Genomic DNA, 26,354 nt, shown 5'->3' on the forward strand with positions numbered 1-26,354 from the left:
CCAATACTTTAGCATAAACAATATTAATAAAATGAATTTTTCTGGATATGAATAAAAACATATATTAAATAAAAAGGATAATATTGACAATAGAAATTGAAAGAGTATAGTTAAAAATATATGTTTAAGGATTTTAGTAGAAATCATAAAATAGAAATAGACTTCGTTAGGAAAATCATTAGACCACAATGCTAGCAGTCTCCTAGAAATTGAAAAATAAGTATTCAAAAGTTTCAATATGTGGAGAAATAATCATATTAAGAATTTAGAATGATTACAATAAAAACTATATACGATATAAAAATTATTATTTTAAAATTATATCTAAATATCCATAGTAAATATACTCTCCCTTGTTAGTAAAAATGTATGCCACATAAGCATAGCCAGGATTACTATAATATTCGTCACTTGAAACCAATGTTTGCAAAGCATTTCTTAAACCAGATCCAGGATATATATCATTATTTTCACTATTTGCTATATATTCATGACCATTATATGTAAGATTTAGAAATATAGAAGAAGCCTGATATGATAGAGCGTTCTCATATATGCCGTAAAATATCACTACGAACCCTGTTCCGTTCATATTTAATGGAACAATTAGACTCAAACCATCTATGTATCCAGAAGATAAATATAGTGTTAAGCTATCTGGCTGAATATTAATTTTTGGGTCACCGTCCTCAGAGTTTAACGGAAGACTCTGTGGGTATACTATATTTCCTAATTGCGTTACAATTGAGATATTTCCGCTCAAAGGAATTTTTATCGTAGGATATCCACCATAATTAGCGTTTGCATTGGAACTGATCACATATATGTTTTCATTAATTACTTTATTATTATCTATTATATGTTTTACAATTATCGGAATTGGAGGATTCTGATATATTACAAGGTAAATATTATGATTACCTTCATAAAAACCTACATCACTTCCGAATTCTTGTAATTGTTCTTGTGCTTGTGTGAAATATGGTTGTGCATTTTCTTGTGCTTGTGCCTCGTTTGATGGCATTGAGTTAATGTAGTATGTTAATGGTATTATTATTGCTATCATTATCATTAGGACGAATATCATCCCTATCGGTGCGGATAATCCTTTTTTCATCATTTTACCACCTCGTATCCTATTCTGTAATAGTTTCCTTGTATGTTTACCATTATCCATATTATGCTGTCTGGTTTTGCAAAATATACTGAGCCTTGTTTATAATCTTGTATAGGGATACTCCCTTGATAAATTATGTTTCCTTGTGTAGTGTAAACTGTAACTTCAGTGTAACTATTGCCTACTTCTTCGCCCATTGATGGAGTTACTACTGAGGCTGAGTTTAGAAGGGATGGACTTACGACAAAATCTGTAATAAGCAATGTTCCATTGTAATTGTAGTCTTCTATTACTACTGGAATTGGATTGCCTTCTCCTAATTCTACGTGAAGCCCTTCTGAGTAGTATTGTGCCTCCTTTAGTATTGTTGCTTGTGAAAATTCTACTCCTGCATATGCTGAGAACAAAGAGAGTACTGCAATTCCTACAACTACAGTAGCTATAACTATAATGAAGGAACTTATTGATTCCATGATTTTATATCACCTTCAATAATTTTATATAAATCACTATTATTTTTCAAATTTTCAGTAAATATATCTACTATAGCATAATCCTTGAAATCACGCAAAAATATTAATAAAGAACTTAAATTGCCATCCTTTGCTAAAACTATGTTATATAAATTACGTAATATTAAGAAATTTACTTTATAACCATTTATTTCCAATGATCTCTTTAATTCTTGTAAGTTTTTTCTCAATATGTTTTTAGATGTCTCAAGGTCTCCGTTTAAATATATTCTACTAATCAAGGTATTCATGGTCTATTTAACTTTTTAAATAAAGAATAAGGGACCCTAAAACGAAACTTTATATTAAAAAACGCTATTCTCAGATTATAATATTAAAAGATCGTATTTATAAAATTATATAACTGTAAAATTACTTATAATTTTTAATAATATATTTTAAATTAAGATATATGATATATATAAAAATCATTTCCTCAAGTTTGATAAACTAATATAATGAATACGAAAATGCTCTAACTACAAAGTTTTGAAAAGTTATAGTAGCTTATTAAGAATACTAATATTATTGAGATAAGCTAGTAACATTGTGAACTCCTACGGTGATTTTCACGAACAACACTCCTAAACAAGAAGACAAGCTTTACAAGAGTGAGACTAAGAAGACTAGGTATAGGGGAGGAGGTGGTGAAGGCCCTCAAGTTGACCCCAATCAAGTAGTTCCTTCGGCTCTTCAAGCCATCGCCTAGCCATGTTAGAGGCAAAGCATGTGGAGCCTACTACGCCCTTACCGGTAGACCCAAAATCATTTTAAAAATACAAATTCAACACTAAACCTCATATTTTCTTCATAAGTAAAAGAACATATTTCATTATACTTATAATCAGGAGCAGTAAGAACAATGTATTAAATAATCAATGTAAATAAAACGGATTCTATCATACTCATCTCATCATTTTTAATATTATAATAATATTTCTTAGTTTACTTTCAGAAATATAAAAGATCCAATATAACACTTAAAAATTTCTAAAAAATATTGCAGAGTTAATTATCTAATTTCATTAAATTCACATGAATTACTAATAATAAATAAAAATTATTTTTACTAATCAGATTTTGGGTATACCGCATGGTGGAGTCTTTCGCCTCCTTTGAATTCCCTGTTAAGATAAAGAGCCCTACTTAACAATTTATTTATAAATATAACAAAGTCTATTTTATGAAGTGGTATACAGGTACTGGAGATTCAGGAAAAACTAATGTGCCTTCTAAGGGAAACGTATGGAAATTTGATGAAATAGTAGATGCTCTAGGCGATTTGGACGAGCTTAATGCCTCTTTAGGAATTTCAGTCTCCCTTTATCCAGAGATAAAAGATGTAATAGAAGATATACAAAACGATATATTTTCCATTTCATCAGAAATTTCTGGTTTTAAGATGAATTTCTCTAACGAAAAAGTTAGAAAAATTGAAGAGGAAATAGAAAAGATTGATAAGGAAATAGATCCTTTACATAATTTTGTTTTACCTGGTGGACATATAGCATCATCTTATCTTCATCTATCGCGAGCAATATGCAGAAGAGCTGAAAGAAAAGTAGTAAAATTAATGACAGAAGGTATTTCGAATGATATTCACGTAAAATATCTTAATAGACTTTCTACTCTTCTTTTTGTTTTAGCGTTATGGATAAATAAAAAAACTGGCAATAAAAATGTAATATGGAAGTCAAAGTGAATACTTATATGCATAATATGCTGATAAGTTGTCCTGCGCAGATATTCCTACGGATTTGAAAATTGATGGTCTCTCAATTTTTATTTTATTTGATATGATATTTCCTATTTCTAAAATATTTTTGTTCTTAAGCAGTCCGCTTTCTTTTGGCTGAATATAATCTCCGCTTTCTTTTGAAACAGCGTCCAATGAGTCTACAATATATGTTTTAATTTTCCTTATTGTGCTGTCGTCCACTTCTCTAGCATCTGGAGTAAAAGCACCTATACTTACTAAATGAAAATCTTCTTTCAGCTTGTCTCCATATACAACCGGTGTTGTTGATGATGTAGTAGAAAAAATAACATCAGATTCTTTTAGCAAAGTGTCTAAATCTACTGCTTCCCCTCCTACTTTTTTAGCTAAATCCACGTGCCTTTTCCTAGCAGAAATAAGTAATCTAGAAACAGAAAGATATCTCAAGGCAGTTTTTGCATGATATTCTGCCTCTAGACCAGCACCTATTATTCCTAAAGTGCCAACTTTTTTCCCATAAGAAATCTCTGTTGATAATACACTAGCAGCAGAAGTTCTTATTGCAGTTAAATATGTGCCATCGATATAGGCTAAAGGTTCACCATTATCAGGCGATAAGAGAATAACTGCGGCCTGAACTGGCGGTAATCCTTTTTCTTTATTTTTATTTATAACATTCACTATTTTTACTACAAAAGAAAAATCGGTATATGAGGGCATTACCCCCCACCAATTTCCTTTAATAATAAAGGATTGCCTTATTGGTTGATTTACTTTACCTTGAGAGAAAAGTACGAAAGCTTCTCTTACTGCATTAACTGCTCTATCTGGTGTCAATATCTCGTCTAATTTTTCCTTATCTATGAAAATCATTTAGTTACTTAATCAGTTTAAGGTATAAAATGTATGCTTTAACTATGTTAAAGCACTATTAGAAAAAAATTGAATAGAAACTTTATGAATAACTTTCTATAAAATATTTGTTATGCGATTAGTATCTCAGGATTTAGAAAACGGAGACAGTTCAGCGATAATAAACTGGGCTAAAAATACTGATAATTTAATTTCTGTAATACCAAGTGTGGTAGAAGTTGAGAAGAATATGATAAAAATGAAATTTACAAGGATGTTCTTATTCTCGTTTGAATCGAAGTTTTCCATTCAACCTTCTTTTATAGGTAATGGGCTTGTTGAGTATAAACTTATTGATGAGAAAGATAATACATTTAAGATAATATTTTCTGCTGAAGGTAAAAAAGGAGTTAAAATTTCTCTTTCATACTCTGGAGAAAAAGAATGGATAGTAGGCAAAGGATTACAGAAAATCCTTAATGAAATAAGCAATGGTGTGAATAAGGAAATACCAAAGGTTCAAATTAAAGAATCAGAACAAGATTATTCAGAAAATTTATCTAAAATATCATATTTATCAAAATTAATTATGAAGTCAAGATTAGTTAAGTCGCAGGAGACTTCAATAACTGAAGGAGGACTTATAGACTATATTCAAGAACTAATATCTCAATTCTCAGAATATCCAGTAATATATATTTCTGGAAGCGGATCATCGACTTTTAGGATTCTTTTTGTCAACGGAACATTAAAAGGCATATATGTATTAAAAGAAGGAAAAGACTATTTCGGAGACGAAAATATACTGAATAAATTATCTGGCAATTTTAAGATTCACGTTTATGTAGTAATATCTCCTGAGATTTTAGAGGTGATTAAATGAAAGTTCATAAACCGTTTGTTTTATACGAAGATGGAGATCATAAGTTTGTATGGCTAGGTCTTGACGAATCTGAACATGAAAAAGGAATACTAACAAATCAGTATCTTGTAGTAGATGGAGATAAAGGAGCTCTATTAGACGCTGGAGGTTACTTTGTATTCGAAAGAGTTTACGAAAATGTAAAAGAATTCATAAAACCAGAAAATGTAGTTGCATTGTTATTTTCTCATCAGGATCCAGACGTTATAGGATCATTGAACTTATGGTTAGATGTAGCACCTAATGCCACAATTTATGCATCAGTATTGTGGGAAAGATTTCTTCCACATTTAGGCTTTGAAGCTGGAGGAAGAATAACAGATATCCCAGATGAAGGAATGGAAATAAAGATAAATAAAGATTCGTTAAATGCGATTCCTGCTCACTTCATGCATTCACCTGGAAATTTCCATTATTATGATCCAGTATCTAAAATTTATTTCTCTGGAGATTTAGGTGCTGCCGTTTTCCCTGAAGGAAAATGGTATCTAATGGTAGAAGATTTCCAAGAACATGCAAAATATATGGAACCTTTCCATAGGAGATACTTAGCTTCAAGAAAGGCAATAGACTTATGGCTGAAGAGAGTTAAAAATCTTGATATAAAAATGATAGTCCCTCAACACGGTTCAATTTTTGATGGAGAAAATGTAAAAAAATTCATTGAATGGGTAAATAGTCTAGATAAGGTAGGATTAGATTTAATGGAATAGCCAAACTACTTTTTAAGGTTTTTTGATAAGCTCATAATTGTGAGATTAGAATTAGGTTCTCCTCCTGAAGATGGAGACCTATATAATGCATTTATTAATGCGCTTTATGCAGCAGGAGCAGGAAAAGGAACTATAAAAATGTACAGCGTAGCTATTAGGGAATTTCTTGAATTTGTAAAAAAAGATCCTAGGAAAGTAACTTCAGATGATATAAACAGATGGATAATTGAATTATCTAGTAAAGCCAAGGACAATAGATCTAGAAGCGTGACAATGCGATATTATGTAATAGCAGTAAGAAGATTCTTAAAATGGCTAGGTATAAACGTTAAGCCCGTAATGCCTAGGGCTAAAAGAAAGGAAATCAAAGCTCTAAGTGAAGAAGAAATACAGAAAATTTTAGCTAGTGCTAGAACCCTTAGAGACAAGCTTATTATAAAACTTTTAACAGAAACTGGAATGAGGGCAAATGAGCTTCTTAATATTAATATTAGCGATATTGATTTTAACAGAAAAATGATAAGATTGAGAGTTACAAAGAATGGAGAAGAAAGAGTAGTTTTCTTCACAGACGATACTTTAGATCTAATGAAGAAATATTTGAAAATTCATGATGGAGAAAAATTATTTCAAATGACTTATCCAGCTCTTTATAAGGCAATAAGAAGATTAGGAGAAAAGGTAGGTATTAATGGGCTAAGACCACATATGCTAAGACATTCTTTTGCTACTAATGCTATAAGAAAAGGAATTCCTCTTCCTGCAGTTCAAAGAATTTTGGGACATAAAGATATAAAAACAACTCAAATTTACACTCATCTAATTCTTGATGATTTAGAAAAAGCATATAGAGAGGCTTTTGGCTAAGCTCTTCCTGTAAATCTCCACTTTACCATTTCTGCAGCGTAACTTGCTAGATCGGATATGCTATTAAAAGATGCAGTTTGTAAATGAAGATATTCGAATCTAGCTTGATTTTCTAACATTTTTTGTCTTAACTCCTTAACTTTTTGAGAGGAGAGTATTTTATCAAGCTTTTCTTGAGATAGATTTCCCACTATTTCTCCATTCATATCGTCAGGATATGGAAGATCGCCATTAGGATATATAGTTATAGCATAACTTACTAACCTTTTTGGAACTTTACCTATTAATGCATTTATGAATCCCCAAGAATTATTTAACGTTGATGAATATTTCTTCTTTAATTCTGATAAAACTTTATAAAGCTCCATGTTATCTGGGGCAAGCTTTACTTTAGCATTTGGATAATCTACTGCAGGCAAAACTAGGATTTTATAGTTACATTCTCTAACTTTCCTTATTTTGTCTTCTAGTTTATATAAATTATATCTAGTAACTACAGTTTGTACATTAACCTTTAAGCCATAGTTTCTAAATTTACATAAATTTTCTAAAGCTTTAACATTCCAATGGTATTCGTCAATAGAGTAATGTAAAAAGTCTATTTTATCCGAAAGTTTAGAGAGAAAATTTTCATCGTTCAGTTTATATCCGTTGGTAGTTAACATAACATAAAACGATCCGTCATGCGCATATTGGAGTAAATCAAGAATGTCGCTCCTAGTAGTTGGTTCTCCACCTTCAAATGATAATACAACAACTGATGAGTCTCTTAAATTATCTATAATTCTCTTAATTGTATCCGTGTTCTCTACACCTAATTCTCCATTATAATATTCAGGATTACAGAAAGTACAACGTAGATTGCACTTTGATGTCACTTTAAAAGTAGCGTAACCTGGGTTAAAGGGGTCTTTAAGTATCTGAGTTCTAAAAAACCATCTAATTGCTTTAAGGTCTCTGTTCATAATCTACCACTTAAAAATTTCCTTGTGTGATTTAAATATTCTTCAGCATTGTCATCTATCATTTTAATTTCATTCTCCTTTAATCTTCTCACAACTTTAGCTGGTATACCTACTGCGACACTATATGGGGGAATTTCACTACCTTGAGTTACTACTGATCCCGCACCTACTATTGAATATTCACCTATCTTTGAACCGTTAAGAAGTATTGCTCCCATTCCAACTATTACATGAGAGGATATTTTAGCTCCATGAATTATAGCATTATGTCCAATAGTTACTCTGTCGCCTATTTCGATCTTATATCCAGGGTCTGTATGAACTGAAGAGTTCTCTTGAATATTGCTCTCTTTTCCTATATATATTGAATCATTATCTCCCCTTATAACGACATAATGCCAGACACTAGATAAATCCCCTATCTCCACATCACCTATTATATATGCAGTATCATGTATGTATGCCTTATTAGATACTTTAGGTTTTTTACCTAAGTACTCTTCTATTGGCATATTATTTTTTCTTTAATTTAGCTATAAAAAATCCAGTCATATCATGAATATTTGGATGAAATCTTATAGAAAATTCTACTTCAAATCGTGGATCTTCTATTACTTTCTCGTTTTCCCATGTTGTTACAGTACATGTAGAGTATATTACATATCCACCATCTTTCAAAATCTTATACGCTGAGTTTAGAAATTGTTTTTGATAAACATAAAAATTCAAAATATCATCTTTAGTTTTCTTATCGTAAATTTTTGGTCTTATTCCTAATGCTGAACACGGAGGATCAATTATAACTTTATCTACGTTTTTTAATCCTATTTCGTCTGCATATCTAGAGTCTTTTACATATAATTCAGCATTAACTCCAAGTTTATTTAGAAGATTTCTCATTTTTTCTATTTTTTTATGTGTGTGATCAAGACCTATTATTCTAGCTCTAGGCTCCAGCTGATAAACATGAGTTAGTTTTCCTCCAGGGGATGCTGTCATATCTACTATGGTCTCGTTAGGTTGAGGATCTACTATTCTGGCAACATACATAGAGGCTTTACCTTGAGAATAAAGTAACCCATCTTCAATTTCGTTCAATTCTCCTATTTTTACGGAATCATATAATGATTTAGTAATATTAACAACTATATCAGAATTACATAGAATTCCTTCTCCAACCAAAATTCCATTATCACTTACCACTGATACTTCTTTTCCCTTACCTTTTATACTCTTAACGCCAGGTTTATATACATCTGCACCCATCATTACACTTTCGGCTGTTTTTTTATCAACTACAACTACTGTATTATGTAATTCTATCTTGTTAGGTCCTTTGATCTCAGTATAAATTGCTTCTTCAAAATCTTCATCTCGCCTAAAGCACGGAAGTCTCTCTAAAATCTCGTTTGTTGTTGTTTTTAATGTATTTACTCTCAGATAGAGTCTAGAATTCGGCTTTTTTATAGAATCTAAGAACGAATTAAGGTTTTTACCATATACTTCTTCTAGATTACCTAAAACGAAATTATCATAGTCTAACTCCATATTACTTTTGCACCCGTATTATTAGGTTCTGTATAAAAACCGCCAAAATATGATACTAGTTCTTCACACTCTCTTTTATTACAAAACGTGAAAATCGATGGCCCAAATGAGGACAAACCTGCAGGAAAACCCTTGTTTTTCATTTTAGTCATTAATTTCTTTACTTCGTCAGTCTGAAGCGAATTTTCTAACTTCTTAAATCCTAATCCTTGAATTCTATCTAAGGCATCTAGAACTCCTTCTAAATCTTTTTCCGAAACTGATGGAATAAATTCCATTAATACTACTCTACTCAAAATATCTATCCCTTCAACTTTGGCATTTTTAAATATTTCCAACTCTTCTTTTCCAAATATTCTTCTTCCATTAGGAGTATTTACATATATATACCACGGAAAATCAGTTCTTAATATTAATGGAGGCGGCGGAGATGCTGAAAAGTCTGAAGGTAATGCTTCCTTCTTAACTTTTTTAGAATGTCCGCCATCTACTATAAATCCTCCATATTCAAAGGCATATACTCCTATCCCAGATGTAGAACCTCTTTTAACTATCTTTGCTATTTCTGCCGAATTCTTTCTTATCAATCTCTTTTCTAGCGATAATTTAGATAATGTTAAAAGATATTGTGTAGTATGACCTAGACCTATATGGCTATCATAGTCTTCCTCTATGCAAAAATTGACCTTAGGAATTCCTTCATAATTAAATACATTACAATTTCCGTCATTTACCACTATTCTTGGATATTTTAATGCTACACCCATACCTCCATCAAATCTCCCATATTTACCTTCTACATCAAATAATGTAATATGAATTCTTGATAAGCCAAATACCTTAATCATTATCCTTATTAGACTAATGTAAGAAATTAAAACGATTAACTTATGAGTTTTGCAAATCTTCTGTACGAATGGTATAAGAAAAAACCTTCAGCTACTTTCCTTTTAGGTGATACAAATCTAAATTATGAAGATGCTACAAGAGAAATATCTTCCATTGCATCAAACATTTCACAAGGCGAAACAATAGTTCATTTTGAGTTTAATAGTATAAAATCAGTCTTGCATTATCTTGCCGCGTTTTGGGCTGGAGCAAAGATAGTATCTGTAGATCCCTTAACTTCTGCAGAAGACCTAAAATTCATATTAGAGGATTCTCAGCCAGATAGAATATTCGCTGATGATGAAACTTACTCTAGGGAAAAGAATATTCTAAAAGAGTATAGAATATGGAAAGACGAAACTAAAAACGAGTTTATAAAACCATATGATTATATGGAGAACGAAGTTGGTCTAATTTACTATTATGCAGGAATAGCAGGAAGGACAATGCAAGTTCTTCATAGTGCTAATAGAGTTGGACTTAATTCGGCTTCCCTTTATTCCGCTATTAATCTTCATAATATTTCAACAATACTAACTGTCCCATTAGCTCACGTTTTAGGAAACAGTGTATTAGGAATAGTATTAGAAGATGGAGGATCCTTATATGTAATGAAAAAGTTTGATGCAAAACAAACTATAGATATAATTAATAAGTACTCTATGAATTTTCTAGCTACTGTACCTATGGTTTATGACGCATTAATTAAAGAAAATGGAAAATTAGATAGCTTAGAATTATGTATAAGTACTGCGGCACCACTTTTTCCTTCTACAATTAATGGATTTAAGGAAAAGTTTGGTAAGGATATAGTGCAACAATACGGTTTTACAGAAGGTTTAGTAATTACTTTTCAACCAAAAGAATTTTCAAAAGTTATAAGCATAGGCAAACCGTTACCTAATGCAGAAATTAAAGTAGTAAAGGATGACGGTAAAGAGGCAAAACTTGGAGAGACAGGCGAACTTTGGGTTAAAGCTCCATGGCTAATGTTAGGCTATAAGGATATCGAAGAAACTGCCAAGGTATTTAATGAAGGATGGTTAAAAACTGGTGACCTAGTAAGTTATGATAGTAACGGATTACTTTATTTTAGGGGAATAAAGAAAAGAATGCTTAAGTATAAGGGGTATCCTATATTTCCAAGAGATTTAGAAGAAATTCTAAAGTCTAATTCTAATGTTATTGATGCCCTTGTATTTGGGGAAGATTCTGGAAATTTAGGTTCTCAACCAGTTGCAAAAGTAGTAGTAAAGAATAGAAAATCTAATCTTGAAGAAGAACTACTTAATTATGTTAATTCGAAAGTCGCATTTTATAAAAGGCTAAAGAAGATATATATTGTGGATAAAATTGAGTGAACTAGATAATTTAATAAAAGAAATTTCGGAAAAGCTACAAAGAAAAGGAGAAGATTTTTTAGGATCAAAAGAGGCTTTAACGATTACAATAACGGATCAGAATATCAATGAGATAATATCTAAGAACAAGGTTGTGTTAATAGACTTCTGGGCACAATGGTGTTCTCCATGCCACCTATACGAACCAATATTCGATAAGGTAGCTGAAAAATATAAGGGTAGAGCTATTTTCGGTAGACTTAATGTGGATGAAAATCCAAAAACTGCAGATGAGTATCAAGTTTTAAACATACCAACAACGCTAATTTTCGTAGACGGCAAAGTTGTTGATAGCATTGTTGGAGCAGTAGATGAAACTACGCTAGAAAGTACATTGGCGAAATATATATGATAGAAACAAAGTTAGAAAAACATTTTAAGAATTTTATTTTAAATTCAGAACTAAATGATGCTGGAATTATATGTATTACAGGAAATAACGGCAGTGGAAAGACTACATTTCTCAATTTATTATTAGGAATATATAAGCCAGATAAAGGATATGTCAAGATTAATAATAAAGATATAACTAAGTTGCCGGTGGAAAAAAGGAGAATAGCATTTGTTAATCAAGATAGCTATATACCAGAGTTAACTGTAGATTCACATATTTTATGGGGAGCTAAATTAAGGAAAATAAAGATTGATGATAACGAGATTAAAGATCTAAAAGAAGCTTTAGGTATAAAATTCTCTGGGAAAGTAAAAAATTTAAGTTTAGGTCAGAAAGAAAGAGTGGCAATTCTTACAGCAATATTATCTAAACCTTATTTTTTACTAGTAGATGAGGCATTTTCAAATATTAGCGATAAAAAGGATTTCCTATCTAAATTAATAGAAATTCTAAAAAAATATGATATTGAAATGATATTCACTACACAAGATTTAGAGGATGTTAAATTTTCAGAAAAACATTACATAATGAATAGGGGTATTCTTCGAAAAAGTTTTTAATTTTAATTATACTGGAAAGGCCTTAAAACAATAAAGTAGTTACAAAAAAATATAAATAAATAAATAGTTTTCATACTTTATCTTCTATAAGCTTTTATACTCTTTAACAAAACGGCTTAACATGCCATCAAATGCGGAAGAAGCATTAAAGTTTCTAAAAGATAATAAAATCGAGTGGGTAGATTTGCAATTTACTGATCTGCCTGGTAGATTACAACATGTTACTATTCCAGCTTCAGATTTCGACGAAAATAGCTTCAAAGAAGGTTTTGGAAAACTTGATGGAAGCAGTATAAGAGGATTTACTATGATATATGAAAGCGACATGATTCTACAACCAATACCACAGACTATGTCAATAATACCTTGGATGAATGGTGTTGCGAGAGTACTAACAAAAGTATATTGGGGAGGAGGAAAAGGAAGATTTGAAAGAGATCCTAGGTTCATTGCAGAAGAAGCTGAAAGAACACAAGAAGAGCAGGGTTATACTTCGTTTTTTGGGCCAGAACTGGAATTCTTCATATTTGATAGAGTAGATTTAGACGTAGCACTTCCTCAAAGTGGAACTGGTTATAAAATATACGCTAGAGAGTCTCCATGGCACGATAATGGAGGTTTTATGATAAGATATAAAGAAGGATACTATCCAGCCCCTCCAATAGATCAATTAATGGACATAAGAGTAGAGGCAGTTGATACATTAACAAAGTATTTTGGATTCATAATAGAAGCTACTCATCACGAAGTTGCTACCGCAGGCCAAGGAGAAATAGATTTTAGATTTTCGACATTAGCAGACACTGCAGATAAAGTTCAAACGTTAAAGTATGTTCTTAAAAACGTAGCTGCTAAGCATAATATGGTTGCAACTTTTATGCCAAAGCCAATGTATGGAGATAACGGAACTGGAATGCACACTCATTTTAGCTTATGGACAAAAGACACAAAAAAGAACTTAATGTATGATCCTAATGACGAATATGCTGAAATAAGCCAGACTGGAAGATATGCCATTGGAGGAATTTTGACTCACGCTAGAGCTCTTTCTGCAATAGTTTCTCCAACAGTAAATAGCTATAGAAGATTAGTTCCAGGATTTGAAGCACCAGTATATACTGCATGGAGCAAATCTAATAGAAGCGCTATAATAAGAGTACCGTCTTATTATAGAGGAATGGAAAAAGCTAAAAGAATTGAATACAGAGCTCCAGATCCTTCAACTAATCCCTATCTAGCATTTTCCGCAATATTAATGGCTGCATTAGATGGTGTAAATAAAAAGATAGATCCAGGAGATCCAGTTGATGAGAATATTTATCACTTAACTCCAGATAAAAGAAAAGAACTAGGAATAAGAGAATTGCCTAGATCTTTAGACGAAGCCTTAGATGAACTAGAGAGCGATAATGAGTTCCTTAAACCAGTTTTCAATTCATCAATGTTAAATGTATATGTTGACCTTAAAAGAGACGAGGCAAAAACATTACAAATGTATCCTCATCCAATGGAACTATATTATTACATGGACTCCTAAGGTAAGTAAATACCAGATTTTTTTAGATATTTATATACTTCGTTTAAGTCTAAATAACTATCAAATTCATAGTTATTAATTGCCTTTTTCATTATACTATAGTCTTCTCCTATTAGATTTGCGTATTCTGGTATCCATCTATCTTTAGACTCTAAGAACCACGAAAAAGAACTTTCATAAAGATTCTTGATTTTTTCTTCATCTAGATCTGACCTTATAGCCATAGTACAACAATGTACAGGCTCGAAAACATGGCTTATCTTATTTCCTTGATCCTTTAGAATAGAAAGATAAGGTTCCCATATAGCTATGGATTTTATCTTTTTTTCTTGAAAATTAGAGACTAGATCTTCTGGAGAATTAAAAGGGACTATTTTAACATCCTTAAAATCTGCTATAGTCCATGTTTCCATGCTAGAAAGTACTGTAGAACCTACTTCGCATGATTCGCCTATTATGCCTGCGCCTCCCTTTGCACCTCCAGCTATTATCTTTATATCAAAGGCTTTTGAAAAAATAATCTGAGAGACTACTGGAGAGAAGCCTATATCAAGCTTTCCTAGCGCTAAGTCTCTAGTAACGTCTATTCCGTTCTTATATATTATTATACTAGGTGAATATCCACTATCCTTCAGCTTTTTGTAAAAAGGCATTATAAAAGGATATTCGGCAGCTTTTATTATACCGATTTTTATTATTCTGGATTTGAGAGAAACTTCTAAACTTTTCCCAGCTATTATTTTCCTTGATATTATACCTTCCTTTTCTAATTCCGAAAGTATCTCTGAAACTCTGCTTTTGGATATGCCAGATAATTTAACTAAGTCAGTCTGAAGCAGAGAACCATTTTTTGATAATAAATCGATAATTATATCTCGTCCTTTCATTATTTATATTTTTATAAAAAGATCATATTAAACTTAAACTTTTATTAGACGAATCTAGCATCCTTAATACCTTATTAACTAGTGCCTTATCTTTCTTGAAAATTCCCCTAGTTGCTACAGATAATAGTTTAGCCTCCTTATCTTTAACTCCTCTTACATATACACACATATGCAAAGCATCTCCCATTACCATAACTCCTTTAGGTTTAATGTCGCTATTCATTAGCGCGTCTGCTATTTGGCTCACTAGCCTTTCTTGAATTTGAGGACGTGCTGAATAATAATTCACAATCCTAATGATCTTGCTAAATCCTGCAACCTTGCCATTTTCTCCAACAATATATGCTACGTGTATTTTGCCTATAAAAGGTAAAAGATGGTGTTCGCATAACGAAGAAAATTGTATATCTCTCAAAAGAATCAATTGATCTTCCTCGTAGTTCGTATCGTCCTCTTCATTCAGTTTAAATACCTTAATTGTAGGTTGAGATGTTCTTAAACCGTATGTCATATCTAGCAATGCCTTTGCGACTCTAGTTGGTGTTTCTTTTATTCCCTCTCTGTTTGGATTATCTCCCAAAAGTTCTATTATTTCTTTAACGCGCTTCGCTATCTCTTCTACTAGTTTTTCTTGGTTTAATGATGTTTCCATACCTTTAAATGTTAGAGGAGATTGCTATAAATATATTTATTTTAAAAAATCTTATAGTAATTTATAAGCAGTTTCTAAAACTTCTGGTTTTCCAGATGTTACTATCATTGTATCTTCTATTCTTACGCCATATTTACCCTTAATATAAATTCCAGGTTCAACAGTTATTACCATATTCTTCTTTAAAACATCATTAGAATTGAATGAGATATAAGGACTTTCGTGAACATCTATACCAACACCATGCCCAGTCGAATGAACAAAATATTTTCCAAATCCGTTTTTTTCTATTACATTTCTAGCAATTCTATCAATTTCAGAAGCCTTTATTCCATCAGATACTGCGTCTATAGCTTCTAATTGCGCTTCTAATACTATTTCGTAGATTTTCTTTAAATCGTTTGAAAATTTTTTAACTAGCAAAGTTCGTGTGCTATCAAAACAGTATCCCTGATATTTTGCTCCTATATCTATAACTACACTGTCTCCCTCCTTTATTACTCTATCTGTAGGTATGTGATGAGGTTCAGAAGAATTTTCTCCAGAAGCTACTATAGAAGGAAAAGCATAATCTTCTGCTCCCTCCGTTTTCATAGTATAATCAATAAGTCCTGATAATTGTTTCTCATTAACTTGTTCTGTTGCTTTATCAATAGCAATTCTCATAGCCACTGATGTTATTTCTCCAGATTTTTTTATTATATCAAGCTCTTCTAAATCTTTTATTGACCTTAATGCGGATATTTGTGAAGAAATATCTTTTAGTTCAAACTTACTACTTAACCGTAAATATGTGCTGGCATCTAGCGACGAAATATCTGCAAATATACTATTTCTACTAGTAATTTTTTCAATAGCATCAATAATCGATGTATATTGTATATCCTCGCTAACTTTTGTCGGATAATATATTTTCACATCCACTCCCTTAGTTTCTAATGCTCTATTCTCTTCTAGAAGAGGAGCTAAAAGGGTAGCTACTCCGTCGCAATACAATAAAACTCCTGCACCGTTATATCCAGTAAAATAAAAAATATTGGAACTTCCAAATATTGCTCCACATCCTTTTTCTATAATATTAGAGAGCTTGTTTATTCTCATATAACATATACTTGAAATTAGGCTCTCTAATAGATATTGCTATCTCAAAAGCATGCGTTATTACTTCTTCTTTTACATCGTCTTTCAAGTCTGCCTTTAATATACTGAAAATGTCAATAGTCTTATCAGTTTTATATAAACAAGTTTTCAATTTTCCATCTACTGTTAGTCTTATTCTATTACATCCTGCACAGAATATAGGATTAGAATAAGGTTTTACCATTTCTACTATTAGCCCTGATTTCAAATAATATCTAGGTCTAAAATGTTTATTTCGTATTACACTTTTAATAGAATTAGATTTTATATATTCTTCTATTTTGCTTAAACTTTCATGACATGAAAAAGACTCTTTCCCTAAGCCTACTGGATGTAACTCAATCAAATGGACTTCATTTACTCCAAGGTCTTCTGCTAGTTTCAAAAATTCTATAGTTTCTTCCTCATTTTTCTTATTAACCACAAAATTAAGCTTTACTGGTTTTAATCCAACTTCTACAGCTTTCCTTATTCCAGATATTACCTTGTCAAAGGCATCAACGCCAGTAATTTCCTTAAACTTAACTTTATCTATTGCGTGCAAACTTACATTAACTCTATCTAGTCCAGCATCTTTTAGTTTCTCAGCTAAAGTATTTAGTAAAACCCCATTAGTAGTCATTGAGACTTCTTTTATCCCTACTTTTTTTATTGAAGAAATTATTTCTGGTAAGTCTCGTCTTAATGTAGGTTCCCCTCCAGTTAATTTTACGTATTTTATACCAAATTTTGTAGCTACTTTAGTTACTAGAACTATATCATGAAGACTAAGTCCGTTCTGTTTTTCTTGACCTTCGCCTTCCATATGGCAGAAAAAACACGAAAAGTTACAAACATGAGTTAAGGTTATTCTTAAATCCTCTAATGGTCTTCCATATTTGTCAATCATTACCTTTATATTCTTACCTAAATAATAAAAAGTTGTATGAAAGACGTTCTTTGTCCAAGGTGTGGTATAAGAATGGAATTTATGGCAGAAGCTGAGGTTAGCGGAAGTAACAAGAAGGTAAGATATTTCTATAGATGTCCTGCATGCGGAACTAGAATATCAGAATCCGAAATGACAATAGAAAAGAAAGACGGCTATGTATCTATAAAAGTTCTCCAATAGTCTTCTTTAGAATATTTAAATGTAATGGAGGAAACAAACTCAGCAAAGCGATATTTTTTAAATTATTAATATATAGTAATTCTTCTTTTGTTGGAGAATATGAAATAAGGAATTCTCTTAAAATATTTTCATACTCTCCTATTTCGTACAAGAATTTATAACTAAGAAATAAAACAAACACTGCTAAATCCCATGCCCTATATTCCTTTGAGTCTGTCTTGATAGCTTGTTCTGCATCGATAACATATACAGAATCATTTATAAGAAAATTTTCAAATTTAGTATCTCCCATTGCAAACCCAGAATCATGTATATTTCTTAATGTTTTTCCTAACAATTTAAAGTCTTGAATTGTAGCAGGAATTTTGCCTTCTATAAATTCTCTTACTATGCAATTCTCACTAAAGTCAAAATCAATTAATCTTGGAACACTAATACCTTTCCAAGGATTTGTCAAGAAATCTATCTCTCTTCTCATTCTTTCGTTAGGATCTGCTACATAAGGATAAGATCTAAAAAGAGGAGTTATAAAAAACCATTTAAGAGATACATTTGAGCCATAACATTTTTTAACATATTTATTTCCATCATATCGAACTATTTTAGATTGTGTATAGAAAGTTCTAAAAATATTTTCTATGTTCATTGTATATAGAATAAAAAATATGCGTATTTAAATGTAAAACTCTGTAGTTGTATATCTTTACTTTATATCAAGTAAATCGGCCATCTCATCTATATACTTAAACATATCGTCTGGAAATACTACTACTGTAACCTTATCGTCACATATCTTATTGTACGCTGCTATGGTAGCACCTGCACTTAAGCCTATCAAAATTCCAGAAGTCCTTGCTATAGTTTTAACACCTTGAAAAGCCTCGGCTAAAGTTATATCTATTATTCTATCTATTATTGAAGACGAAATTAAACCATCGCCATCTTGCCTTTTTATACCAGGTATTCTTTCTCCTTTAGCTGGCTGGACCCCTATAATTTCTATATTACGATATTTTTCTTTAAAATATTTAGAGATGCCTGCTAGATGACCTCCAGTACCTGCAGTAGCTATTATACGTTCTGCTTTTTTCCCTATTGACTGTAGTTGTTCATCTATTTCCTTAGCAGTTGTTTCATAATGGGCTAACATATTTACTGGGTTTACAAATTGATTTAGATGCAGTGCTGAAGTAGACGAAGAATATTGTCTAACTAGTGGCAATAACTCCGTAGTAGTATTTCCAGCTTGAATAACGTTAGCTCCTAATATTCTCATAGCTACCTTGAATGTTTTAGGGGCAACAGATGGAATAAATGCAGTAAATTTCTTGTTAAAAATAGCAGAAAATGCTGAAAGTGATATACCTACGTTACCTGAGGTGGCCTCTACTATCTCATTAGCATTATTATCTAACGCTTCCCTAAATAAGAACCATGCAGTTCTATCTTTTATGCTTCTACTAAAGGGATTATAGTACTCTAGTTTAGCCCAAACATCTTTACCAACTTTTAACTTCAGTAGAGGAGTAGGCCACATTCCTTCTAATAGTTCTATAGAGTCTTGAAAAACATGCAGATCTTTTGACACAATACGCATCTACCCATCATTAAATTATATTCAGCATATATAAAGTGCTATCTCTTTAGTTTAAGTCTTATTAGTGTCTCACTTCCATTTTTTTCGTATCCTAAAAACTCATTCCCAGTCTCTTTGCACCAATTTTTTAAATCGTCTACCATACCTCCCCATGGAGTTCTAATTATAATTTCTTCTTCCCCTTTGATATTTTTCCAAACTTCCATTAATTGAATAAAACCAGATGGGCAAGCATCCTTTATTTCCAACTCCTTCATATACTTATCACTATATCAGAATCTTTAGCCTCAAGTAAAAATGTTACGGCCCCAGATAATTTTACGCCGTCCATTAAATCCTCCTTAGAGAATCCAGCTATTTTTAATCCAGCTTCATCAACATAAAATTCTACACCTTCCTTTATAGCGTCATTAAGTAACTTTTCCGTTTCTCTTACACCTACCTTTTTCATCTTATATTTTGTGTACAGATTAGCAAAAAATCCTATGCTTAATTTTGCCCTACCTCTTACCTTCTTAGTAAATAAAATTACTGCTTGAGAGGTTACAAAGCATTTAACTGTCCAATTTAACGCTCTACCGTCTATTGCTAATACTAATGCATGATAAAATTTTTCAAAACTATTATCTGAAACCAAAATTGTAAGCTTTGGCATTAGGATATATTTGGCCAGTATATTTTAAAATTATAGAATACAATCTAGAACAGTTAAGAGAGTCTACAGTTTATTAAGTATTATTATATTGTTTTTCATTTTATCTTAGAAACGCTTTTTCCTTTATTTAACTTTATAAATTAATTAACTATAACTTATTTTACAGAACTATGACTAGCTTAAAGTTAGTAAGTTTCTGTTTTCAAAAATAGTTTAAGATTATATTTTCTATAAGCTTTATTTAGATTACATAGATATTTTCATACATATTTAATAAAATTTCAATTTCGGACTTAATTAATACTTTGATCGTTTAAAGAAAATATAATTAGCATGTGAATATCTATAACTACTATGCAAATAAGAGCACTAACAGTATTTGTCTCGTCTTTAGAATATGATAGAATAAGTAATTATGTTGAAAAAATTAAAAAAATTGACAATATATGGACAAAAAGAATTTCATTACCTGAGACAAATCTTTCCATATCAAAAGTAATGGAGTTAATTCCCCAAGATAATAGTGTGCTTTTCAGCGTTTGCGGAATGAGGGATAACGATAATAGAATAATGGAAATACTTGACGCATTAAGATCTGGAAGCAATATTTTTTGTAATATTCTAGTTAATGATATAAAAAACCTAGATAAAATAACGAAAATATTAACAAAGCTAGAACCAGAAGAGGCAACTAGATTGGCTTTATTAATTAATGATGACTTCCTTCTTACGCCTTATTTCCCTGCTTCTACTGCTAATGTTGTAGCAGACTCGTTTGGCTTAGCATTGCTGTACGTTAAAGATTTTATTGAAAATAATATATCTAGCGCGTTTCAACAAGCTAATGAATTCGGTTTAAAAGTATCAAGAAAAATTGGTGCCAAATTTCTAGGTATTGATGTCTCTTTATCTCCATGGATGAATGAAAGTGTAGGAGAAATAATAGAAAAACAGAGCGGGAAAATATTTTCACTAGGTAATACGTGGACTGTAGGAGAAATTAACAAATTAATATTTTCAGAAGCCTGGAGATCTAAAGTAACCCCTATAGGATTTTCAGAAACAATGCTTCCAATAGCAGAAGATAATATTCTTAAAAAGAGAGTCGAAGAAGGTTCTTTAACATTGTCTCAACTAGTTCAATTAACATTTGCTTGCGCTGCAGGAATTGACATGGTTGGAATAAAGGAAGATCCATTACTTTACAAAAATCTTATCAAAGACCTTATAGCAATCCAATTTACTAAGAAAAGACCTTATGCAATAAGAATTATTCCTTCAAGAGGAGAAGATAAAATAAATACAAAAGATTTCGGTATAATACCTACGATTAAAGTAATATAGAGATGTTTTAAATTACTTTTATATACTTCCTATTATATAGAGAAATATCATGGAAGTTAGAAGAGTTCAAAAATTTGGTAAATCAACATTGATGGTTTCTCTGCCTGCAGACTGGGTAAAGGAAGTAGGTCTAAATCCTGGTGAAAGTATATACTTGGAAGTGGACGAGGACGGAAGCTTAAAGGTATATCCGCCAAATTTGAAATCAGAAAGTACATCAAAAGAGATGAAAGTAGCTATTAAAAATAATACATCGGCTGACTTAATAGGAAGACTTATCTATAGTTTATACGTATTGGGTTTTGATAAGGTATCAATAGAATCTACAGACGGTCCTTTTAATGAAGATGTGTTAAGAAAAGTTAAAGATGCAGCAAGAAGCCTTATAGGTTTAGAAATAGTTTCACAAGATGTTACTTCTCTACAAATACAATCGTTTTTAGATCCAACTAAATATAATATGACTAGCCTAATAAGCAGATTAAGTAATACGCTAAAGCAAATGTTACATTATCTAAACTTAGGAATAAAAGAGGCTAGTAGAACATTTTTACAAGAAGTTATAGAATTAGAAAAAGAGATAGACAGACTGTATTATCTATCTTTAAGACAGTTACTAATAGCACAAGTTAATAGAAGTTTAGCATATATGATAGGTGTAAAAAGAATACAAATTGTTGGGAACAGAATATTAATGAAAGCTGTAGAGGAGGCAGCAGACGAAATAAGCGATGCGGCAAACGATTTATTAGCATTACATCCGGAGGATCTCGAAATAATAAAGAACTCGTGGGAAAAAATAGACATGTTAATTGATCAGACTACAGTAGTAATTGATCATGTAGTAAAAGTTCTAGGAAAAGAAGATGTTAAGTTAGTAAATGAAGTAATGGAAGAACTTGAAACATTAAGAAGAGTATTGATAACAGAAGCTTTGGGTATAGAAGAAAAGCTTAGCAAAATAAGTTCGCCTAGGGCTACTATAGCTGCGAGGACACTAAATCTAAGATTATATAATGCTATAAGAAGAATGGAGCCGATAGCTGAAATAGCATTTAATAGAAGCGTGGAAAATTTAAAGGAAATTACTATTGACTAATAGTTTTTAGTTGTGATAATACATATTGTCTTATCTCAGTTATTGAAGGAAGTTTTTCCATAATTTTCCCATTATCCATGTATTTCTTAAGTAGAGGAGTACATCCATCTATTTTTTCATTTAGCAAAGTTATTGTATCATTTAGACTATTACATCTCCATACTTGTTTTGCGCCTGGCCATTTACCTCTTTTAGTGAAAGGAACCCATTTTCCGTCTATATACTTTTCAACAATATCTGCGCTAAAGTCTACACTCTGTGGAAATGCTACACTGGTTCCTATACCAAATCCATCTACATAATCTTTCAATTCTATTACGTCCTCCTCATCTATTCCTCCACTAACTATTATCTTAACATTCCTAAATCCATTAATGTCAAGAGTCCATCTGACCTCTTGAATTATTTTCTTAAAGTTACCTCTTCTACTGGAAGGTGTGTCTAATCTTATTCCGTATAGTTTATCTCCTAAAAGTTTAGCAGCTTTTAATGCTGCAAAACGTTCATCTTCAAATGTATCTACTAGAGCTATTCTTTGAACTGCCGGATCTATTGCATTATTAAACGCTTCCCATGCCTTCTCATCATCTCCTAATATGAGCATAAGAGCATGAGGCATTGTCCCAGAGGGTTCTAATCCTAAATATTCCTTACTCATAAGACCAGATACTCCATCCATTCCGCCTATATAGGCTGATCTATCTGCTATTATTGAAGAAACTGGATGTAAAGCTCTTAATCCAAAAAATATCATGGATTTATCTAAAGCCAAAGACTTTAATCTAGCAGCCTTAGTAGCTATGCTACTTTCTTGCCTTAATATTCCTAGTAAAGCAGTCTCATATATTCCAAAATCTAAATAATTTCCCTCTATTATCATTACTGGCTCTATTTCCTTGAATAAAGTACCTTCTGGCATTGCATAAACTGTTACTGGCTTTCCTTCTAATAGTTTTAGTACTTCCTCTAAGCCAGCGAAAACTCCCCAATTATAATTTTTAGGAAGTCCATATGAATGAAACTCCATTCTTACTTTTACATCTTTTATGCCTAAGTAAGATAGAGTTTTTACTGTTCTGTCGAAGTATATATCAGTTATTTTTCCATCTAATATTTCTTCTTCCTTTGGTATGAAAAGCTTCATCAGGATTTATTGTATAAGTTAATTTTTAAACCTTAGAGAAGAGCTACATATGAATTAAAATGATTACAGTTAATATGGTGCCGCCAAATATTTATATAGAGAAGCTAGCAGAATATGTAAAAAATAATGTAAAAGAAGTTCAACCACCTGAATGGAGCTTTTTTGCAAAAACTGCTAGTTTTAAAGAAAGAGTTCCAGACGATGTAGAGAATTGGTGGTATATGAGAACTGCATCGTTACTTAGAAAGCTTTACGTTTATAATTCTATGGGGCTCAGTAAATCAAAAACAGTATATGGAGGATTAAAAAGAAGGGGAAGTAAACCACCAAGAAGTGTGAAAGCCCCTGCTCATTCAACTAGATTGATATTTCAACAATTGGAAAATGCAGGCTTAGTTACAAAAACTAATTATGGAAGAAAACTATCTCCAAAAGGTAGGTCTATTCTAGATAAACTTGCCCGCGAAATATTTATAGAGTTGTCAAACCAAAATACTTCTTTGAAAAAATACCTTGAGTGATAAGCTATGTCAGATAACTATGTAGATCCCGAATTAGAAGAAATGTTAAGGAGAAGAGCTCAACAAGAAAGCAGAAGAAATATAGAAGAGCAGCAAAAAAGGGCTGAATTAGAAGCAAAAAAGGAGGCAATACTTAGGGTTATACTAACTCCAGAAGCTAGATTAAGGTTAAATAACGTAAAGTTAGTAAAACCAGATATAGCAACTTCTTTAGAGGATCAACTTATAGCATTAGCCCAAACTGGAAGAATTAAAACACCAATAAGTGATGACGAACTAAAAGAGATACTATCTCAAATAGCCGATCAGAATAAAAGAGATTATAAAATACAAATAAGAGAAAGGGGCTGGAAATGAGTAGAAATAAACCCGCAGGTAAAAAATCAAGACTTGGCAGAGCATTAAAATCTAATAGTGCTATACCTGCATGGATAATATTAAGAACTAATGGAAAGGTAAAAATAAATCCATTAAGAAGAGATTGGAGAAAAAATGATTTAAAGGTGTAAAAATAATGAAAGAAAAAGATAATTTTGAAATGATAATAAATCTAAGAAAGGTTATTATGAGTAAAAAAACTAATAGATCAAAAAAAGCTATAGCTATGATAAGGAAAATTATAGTAAGACATTTCGGTGCAGAAAAAGTCCTTTTAGATCCATTACTAGCTGCTACAGTTTCTAAGAATAGAGAGAAAGTAAGTTCTAGGATACCAGTTGTCGTGTCTAAGATCGGTGAAAAAACATATTTAGTAAAACTAGCAGTTAAACATGAATGAACATTCAGAGATTAAGTGTTTTCGGAACAGATAATATCGGAGTGTATATTTATTCTAACGATAAATATACTTTTATACCTAAAAATTTAGATAAAAACACTAAAGATATCATTATAGATAATTTAGGAACTGAATTAATAGAAACTAGCGTTTCAAATAGCTTCCTTTTAGGGATATTTATAAATGGAAATAATAATACTATAATACTACCAAAAATTGCGAAAGATAACGAAATAAAAGAAATAAAAGAGCAAGCAAAAGACACTAGAGTAGAAGTTCTTAACTTGAAAGCTACTGCATTAGGCAACGTTATACTAGCAAATGATCATGCTGCATTAATTTATCCTGAATTTTCTGATGCAGAAGTAAAAGAAATAAAAGAAGCCTTACAAGTTGAGGAAGCAAAAAGAGGAACTATAGCTAACATAATAACAGTAGGTTCAGTAGGAGTCATAACAAGAAAAGGTGGAATAGTTCATATAGACTCAACTGATGATGAAATAAGAGATTTAAGCTATTTTTTTAAGGTAAAAATAGACGTAGGAACAGTAAACTTTGGAAGCGCATTCATTAGAAGTGGAATGATAGCTAATTATAAAGGTGTGCTAGTTGGATCTTCTACCACGGGTCCAGAGATTTTAAGAATTCAGAGAGCATTAGGTGATTAAGATGAGTGAGATAAAAATATATCAAGTAAAAGGTACTGCAGTATTTAATTTATCAGAATTTCCGACCAAACAAAAATTTGTAAAGTATGTTAGAGCAACAAATGAAAAACAAGCTATAGAATATGTATACACCCAATTCGGAAGTAAAAACAAAATTAAACGGTCTAATATTAAAATAGAAGAAGTCAAGGAAGTAAACTCTAACGAGATTCCAGATAGAACAATAAAAGATATTGGCAAGTTAGATAAAATAATATTGTGATGTATTATGTCAGATCAGCAAGGTAAAATAATGATATCTTTAGAAGATCTTCTAGCGCAGGCTGATTTATTAAAAAAACAGATAGAGGATTTACAGAAAGCTCAATCAGAAATAGCTGACTCCTTAAGCGCAATAAAAAGTGCCAAAGATACTATAGATGAGCTAAAAACTCCTAAGAATGATTTATTCTTATCAGGAGATAAAAAAGGATTTTTAATGCTAAGAATTCCTGAAGCGAAAGCAGATAAAGTAATAGTCTATCTGGGTCTAACTTACTATGCAGAAGTTACACCAGATACTGCAGTAAAGATTTTATCTGATAGAGAAAATGAACTTAATTTAACTTTACAAGAAGTTAATAAAAAGTTAAGCGAGAGTATAAACGCTTACTCACAGATTTCAGATATTCTAAATAGAATCCAAGAGCAACAACAAAAAGGTGAATAAATTGTTTTGATAAGTTAAAAAAAGCTTTTTCCAATTTTTCAAATAAACTTCTTGGAA

Annotated in this window: 36 protein-coding genes; 19 read left to right on the forward strand and 17 right to left on the reverse strand. The window is 31.4% G+C overall.

Translation table 11 applies throughout. From position 1 onward, the window contains the following. Positions 1-307 precede the first annotated feature (307 nt). Genes DFR85_RS25815 through DFR85_RS25825 form a run of 3 tightly spaced genes read right to left on the reverse strand, consistent with a single transcriptional unit; the run spans position 308 to position 1,871 of the window. Positions 308-1,120 carry a hypothetical protein gene (locus DFR85_RS25815; protein ID WP_168367180.1) on the reverse strand — a complete coding sequence of 271 codons (813 nt, stop codon included), beginning with the start codon at positions 1,118-1,120 and terminating at the stop codon, positions 308-310. Then, positions 1,117-1,590, reverse strand: coding sequence for a hypothetical protein (locus DFR85_RS25820; protein ID WP_110270759.1), 474 nt, complete (start codon positions 1,588-1,590; stop codon positions 1,117-1,119). The genes DFR85_RS25815 and DFR85_RS25820 overlap by 4 nt, the downstream gene beginning before the upstream one ends. Beyond that, positions 1,578-1,871 (reverse strand): hypothetical protein, encoded by a 294-nt coding sequence (locus DFR85_RS25825; RefSeq protein WP_168367181.1) that lies wholly within the window; start codon positions 1,869-1,871, stop codon positions 1,578-1,580. The genes DFR85_RS25820 and DFR85_RS25825 overlap by 13 nt, the downstream gene beginning before the upstream one ends. A 320-nt stretch (positions 1,872-2,191) precedes the next feature. Here DFR85_RS25825 and DFR85_RS25830 point away from each other — a divergent pair, with 320 nt between their 5' ends. Then, positions 2,192-2,338, forward strand: a complete 147-nt coding sequence (locus DFR85_RS25830) for a hypothetical protein (RefSeq protein WP_162582706.1) — start codon at positions 2,192-2,194, stop codon at positions 2,336-2,338. Between the two features lie 474 nt (positions 2,339-2,812). Next, positions 2,813-3,331, forward strand: coding sequence for a cob(I)yrinic acid a,c-diamide adenosyltransferase (locus DFR85_RS25835; protein ID WP_168367182.1), 519 nt, complete (start codon positions 2,813-2,815; stop codon positions 3,329-3,331). Here DFR85_RS25835 and DFR85_RS25840 read toward each other — a convergent pair. Beyond that, complete coding sequence (locus tag DFR85_RS25840) at positions 3,323-4,219, reverse strand: ornithine cyclodeaminase family protein (protein WP_168367183.1); 897 nt, start codon at positions 4,217-4,219, stop codon at positions 3,323-3,325. The genes DFR85_RS25835 and DFR85_RS25840 overlap by 9 nt on opposite strands. Before the next feature lie 112 nt (positions 4,220-4,331). On the opposite strand from DFR85_RS25840, the gene DFR85_RS25845 reads away from it, so the two are divergent. The 3 genes from DFR85_RS25845 to xerA are packed head-to-tail and all read left to right on the forward strand — an operon-like array spanning position 4,332 to position 6,700. Beyond that, entirely contained in the window at positions 4,332-5,081 is a 750-nt protein-coding gene (locus tag DFR85_RS25845) for a hypothetical protein (RefSeq protein ID WP_110270762.1), read from the forward strand. Further along, the gene (locus DFR85_RS25850) at positions 5,078-5,833 is read left to right on the forward strand and encodes an oxygen-binding di-iron domain-containing protein (RefSeq protein WP_110270763.1); all 756 of its coding nucleotides are present in this window, start codon (positions 5,078-5,080) and stop codon (positions 5,831-5,833) included. Before DFR85_RS25845 ends, DFR85_RS25850 begins: the two co-directional genes overlap by 4 nt. A 39-nt stretch (positions 5,834-5,872) precedes the next feature. After that, entirely contained in the window at positions 5,873-6,700 is an 828-nt protein-coding gene (gene xerA / locus DFR85_RS25855; protein ID WP_110270764.1) for a site-specific tyrosine recombinase/integron integrase, read from the forward strand. Here the strand turns inward: xerA and DFR85_RS25860 are convergent. Genes DFR85_RS25860 through DFR85_RS25875 form a run of 4 tightly spaced genes read right to left on the reverse strand, consistent with a single transcriptional unit; the run spans position 6,697 to position 10,061 of the window. Beyond that, positions 6,697-7,665, reverse strand: coding sequence for a radical SAM/SPASM domain-containing protein (locus DFR85_RS25860; RefSeq protein WP_110270765.1), 969 nt, complete (start codon positions 7,663-7,665; stop codon positions 6,697-6,699). The two genes, xerA and DFR85_RS25860, sit on opposite strands and share 4 nt — an antisense overlap. Continuing rightward, positions 7,662-8,177: a gamma carbonic anhydrase family protein gene (locus DFR85_RS25865; RefSeq protein WP_110270766.1), complete on the reverse strand. Its 516-nt coding sequence runs from the start codon at positions 8,175-8,177 to the stop codon at positions 7,662-7,664. The genes DFR85_RS25860 and DFR85_RS25865 overlap by 4 nt, the downstream gene beginning before the upstream one ends. 1 nt (position 8,178) lies before the next feature. Then, complete coding sequence (locus DFR85_RS25870; RefSeq protein ID WP_110270767.1) at positions 8,179-9,213, reverse strand: methyltransferase domain-containing protein; 1,035 nt, start codon at positions 9,211-9,213, stop codon at positions 8,179-8,181. Beyond that, a complete protein-coding gene (locus DFR85_RS25875; RefSeq protein WP_110270768.1) occupies positions 9,204-10,061 on the reverse strand; it encodes a beta-ribofuranosylaminobenzene 5'-phosphate synthase family protein in 858 nt (285 codons plus the stop codon). Before DFR85_RS25875 ends, DFR85_RS25870 begins: the two co-directional genes overlap by 10 nt. Before the next feature lie 42 nt (positions 10,062-10,103). Between DFR85_RS25875 and DFR85_RS25880 the strand changes: the two genes are divergently transcribed. The 4 genes from DFR85_RS25880 to glnA all read left to right on the forward strand — a co-directional run bounded on the left by DFR85_RS25880 (position 10,104) and on the right by glnA (position 13,992). Then, a complete protein-coding gene (locus DFR85_RS25880) occupies positions 10,104-11,462 on the forward strand; it encodes a class I adenylate-forming enzyme family protein (RefSeq protein WP_168367184.1) in 1,359 nt (452 codons plus the stop codon). Continuing rightward, positions 11,455-11,853: a thioredoxin gene (gene trxA / locus DFR85_RS25885; RefSeq protein ID WP_110271862.1), complete on the forward strand. Its 399-nt coding sequence runs from the start codon at positions 11,455-11,457 to the stop codon at positions 11,851-11,853. The genes DFR85_RS25880 and trxA overlap by 8 nt, the downstream gene beginning before the upstream one ends. Then, a complete protein-coding gene (locus DFR85_RS25890; RefSeq protein WP_110270770.1) occupies positions 11,850-12,455 on the forward strand; it encodes an ATP-binding cassette domain-containing protein in 606 nt (201 codons plus the stop codon). The genes trxA and DFR85_RS25890 overlap by 4 nt, the downstream gene beginning before the upstream one ends. Before the next feature lie 121 nt (positions 12,456-12,576). Further along, complete coding sequence (gene glnA / locus DFR85_RS25895; protein WP_110270771.1) at positions 12,577-13,992, forward strand: type I glutamate--ammonia ligase; 1,416 nt, start codon at positions 12,577-12,579, stop codon at positions 13,990-13,992. On the opposite strand, the gene DFR85_RS25900 is transcribed toward glnA, so the two are convergent. From DFR85_RS25900 to moaA, 4 genes are read right to left on the reverse strand one after another with little or no spacing between them, the layout of a single operon-like run. Continuing rightward, a complete protein-coding gene (locus DFR85_RS25900) occupies positions 13,989-14,879 on the reverse strand; it encodes a DUF7343 domain-containing protein (protein WP_110270772.1) in 891 nt (296 codons plus the stop codon). The two genes, glnA and DFR85_RS25900, sit on opposite strands and share 4 nt — an antisense overlap. Positions 14,880-14,901: 22 nt before the next feature. Next, the gene (gene folE, locus DFR85_RS25905; RefSeq protein WP_110270773.1) at positions 14,902-15,531 is read right to left on the reverse strand and encodes a GTP cyclohydrolase I; all 630 of its coding nucleotides are present in this window, start codon (positions 15,529-15,531) and stop codon (positions 14,902-14,904) included. 51 nt (positions 15,532-15,582) lie between these two features. Continuing rightward, the gene (locus tag DFR85_RS25910; protein ID WP_110270774.1) at positions 15,583-16,632 is read right to left on the reverse strand and encodes an aminopeptidase P family protein; all 1,050 of its coding nucleotides are present in this window, start codon (positions 16,630-16,632) and stop codon (positions 15,583-15,585) included. Further along, positions 16,610-17,560 carry a GTP 3',8-cyclase MoaA gene (gene moaA / locus DFR85_RS25915; RefSeq protein WP_168367185.1) on the reverse strand — a complete coding sequence of 317 codons (951 nt, stop codon included), beginning with the start codon at positions 17,558-17,560 and terminating at the stop codon, positions 16,610-16,612. Before moaA ends, DFR85_RS25910 begins: the two co-directional genes overlap by 23 nt. 36 nt (positions 17,561-17,596) lie before the next feature. Between moaA and DFR85_RS25920 the strand changes: the two genes are divergently transcribed. Further along, a complete protein-coding gene (locus DFR85_RS25920; protein WP_110270776.1) occupies positions 17,597-17,782 on the forward strand; it encodes a hypothetical protein in 186 nt (61 codons plus the stop codon). On the opposite strand, the gene DFR85_RS25925 is transcribed toward DFR85_RS25920, so the two are convergent. From DFR85_RS25925 to DFR85_RS25940, 4 genes are read right to left on the reverse strand one after another with little or no spacing between them, the layout of a single operon-like run. After that, positions 17,763-18,428, reverse strand: a complete 666-nt coding sequence (locus DFR85_RS25925) for a BUD32 family EKC/KEOPS complex subunit (RefSeq protein WP_110270777.1) — start codon at positions 18,426-18,428, stop codon at positions 17,763-17,765. The two genes, DFR85_RS25920 and DFR85_RS25925, sit on opposite strands and share 20 nt — an antisense overlap. Positions 18,429-18,485: 57 nt before the next feature. Further along, complete coding sequence (locus tag DFR85_RS25930; protein WP_110270778.1) at positions 18,486-19,370, reverse strand: pyridoxal-phosphate dependent enzyme; 885 nt, start codon at positions 19,368-19,370, stop codon at positions 18,486-18,488. 47 nt (positions 19,371-19,417) lie between these two features. Beyond that, positions 19,418-19,636, reverse strand: a complete 219-nt coding sequence (locus tag DFR85_RS25935) for a sulfurtransferase TusA family protein (protein WP_110270779.1) — start codon at positions 19,634-19,636, stop codon at positions 19,418-19,420. Beyond that, on the reverse strand, positions 19,633-20,034 hold the full coding sequence (locus tag DFR85_RS25940; RefSeq protein ID WP_110270780.1) for a DsrE family protein: 402 nt from the start codon (positions 20,032-20,034) through the stop codon (positions 19,633-19,635). The genes DFR85_RS25935 and DFR85_RS25940 overlap by 4 nt, the downstream gene beginning before the upstream one ends. Before the next feature lie 354 nt (positions 20,035-20,388). Here DFR85_RS25940 and DFR85_RS25945 point away from each other — a divergent pair, with 354 nt between their 5' ends. Together DFR85_RS25945 and DFR85_RS25950 are read left to right on the forward strand one after the other, a co-directional pair. Beyond that, the gene (locus tag DFR85_RS25945; RefSeq protein ID WP_110270781.1) at positions 20,389-21,378 is read left to right on the forward strand and encodes a DUF711 family protein; all 990 of its coding nucleotides are present in this window, start codon (positions 20,389-20,391) and stop codon (positions 21,376-21,378) included. A gap of 49 nt (positions 21,379-21,427) precedes the next feature. Beyond that, a complete protein-coding gene (locus tag DFR85_RS25950) occupies positions 21,428-22,477 on the forward strand; it encodes a phosphate signaling complex PhoU family protein (protein WP_110270782.1) in 1,050 nt (349 codons plus the stop codon). On the opposite strand, the gene DFR85_RS25955 is transcribed toward DFR85_RS25950, so the two are convergent. After that, positions 22,467-23,621 carry a nicotinate phosphoribosyltransferase gene (locus DFR85_RS25955; protein ID WP_110270783.1) on the reverse strand — a complete coding sequence of 385 codons (1,155 nt, stop codon included), beginning with the start codon at positions 23,619-23,621 and terminating at the stop codon, positions 22,467-22,469. The two genes, DFR85_RS25950 and DFR85_RS25955, sit on opposite strands and share 11 nt — an antisense overlap. 59 nt (positions 23,622-23,680) lie before the next feature. Between DFR85_RS25955 and DFR85_RS25960 the strand changes: the two genes are divergently transcribed. Genes DFR85_RS25960 through pfdA form a run of 7 tightly spaced genes read left to right on the forward strand, consistent with a single transcriptional unit; the run spans position 23,681 to position 26,297 of the window. Then, complete coding sequence (locus DFR85_RS25960) at positions 23,681-24,142, forward strand: 30S ribosomal protein S19e (protein WP_110270784.1); 462 nt, start codon at positions 23,681-23,683, stop codon at positions 24,140-24,142. 6 nt (positions 24,143-24,148) lie between these two features. After that, positions 24,149-24,499: a DNA-binding protein gene (locus DFR85_RS25965; protein ID WP_110270785.1), complete on the forward strand. Its 351-nt coding sequence runs from the start codon at positions 24,149-24,151 to the stop codon at positions 24,497-24,499. Then, positions 24,496-24,651: a 50S ribosomal protein L39e gene (locus tag DFR85_RS25970; protein ID WP_110270786.1), complete on the forward strand. Its 156-nt coding sequence runs from the start codon at positions 24,496-24,498 to the stop codon at positions 24,649-24,651. The genes DFR85_RS25965 and DFR85_RS25970 overlap by 4 nt, the downstream gene beginning before the upstream one ends. 5 nt (positions 24,652-24,656) lie before the next feature. Continuing rightward, on the forward strand, positions 24,657-24,920 hold the full coding sequence (locus DFR85_RS25975; protein WP_110270787.1) for a 50S ribosomal protein L31e: 264 nt from the start codon (positions 24,657-24,659) through the stop codon (positions 24,918-24,920). Next, positions 24,917-25,588 carry a translation initiation factor IF-6 gene (locus DFR85_RS25980; protein ID WP_110270788.1) on the forward strand — a complete coding sequence of 224 codons (672 nt, stop codon included), beginning with the start codon at positions 24,917-24,919 and terminating at the stop codon, positions 25,586-25,588. Before DFR85_RS25975 ends, DFR85_RS25980 begins: the two co-directional genes overlap by 4 nt. 1 nt (position 25,589) lies before the next feature. Beyond that, positions 25,590-25,850, forward strand: coding sequence for a 50S ribosomal protein L18Ae (rpl18a, locus tag DFR85_RS25985; protein WP_110270789.1), 261 nt, complete (start codon positions 25,590-25,592; stop codon positions 25,848-25,850). Positions 25,851-25,856: 6 nt separating this feature from the next. Continuing rightward, positions 25,857-26,297 (forward strand): prefoldin subunit alpha, encoded by a 441-nt coding sequence (gene pfdA / locus DFR85_RS25990; protein ID WP_110270790.1) that lies wholly within the window; start codon positions 25,857-25,859, stop codon positions 26,295-26,297. Positions 26,298-26,354: the final 57 nt, after the last annotated feature.

This window comes from Acidianus brierleyi (assembly GCF_003201835.2).
GTDB lineage: Archaea > Thermoproteota > Thermoprotei_A > Sulfolobales > Sulfolobaceae > Aramenus > Aramenus brierleyi.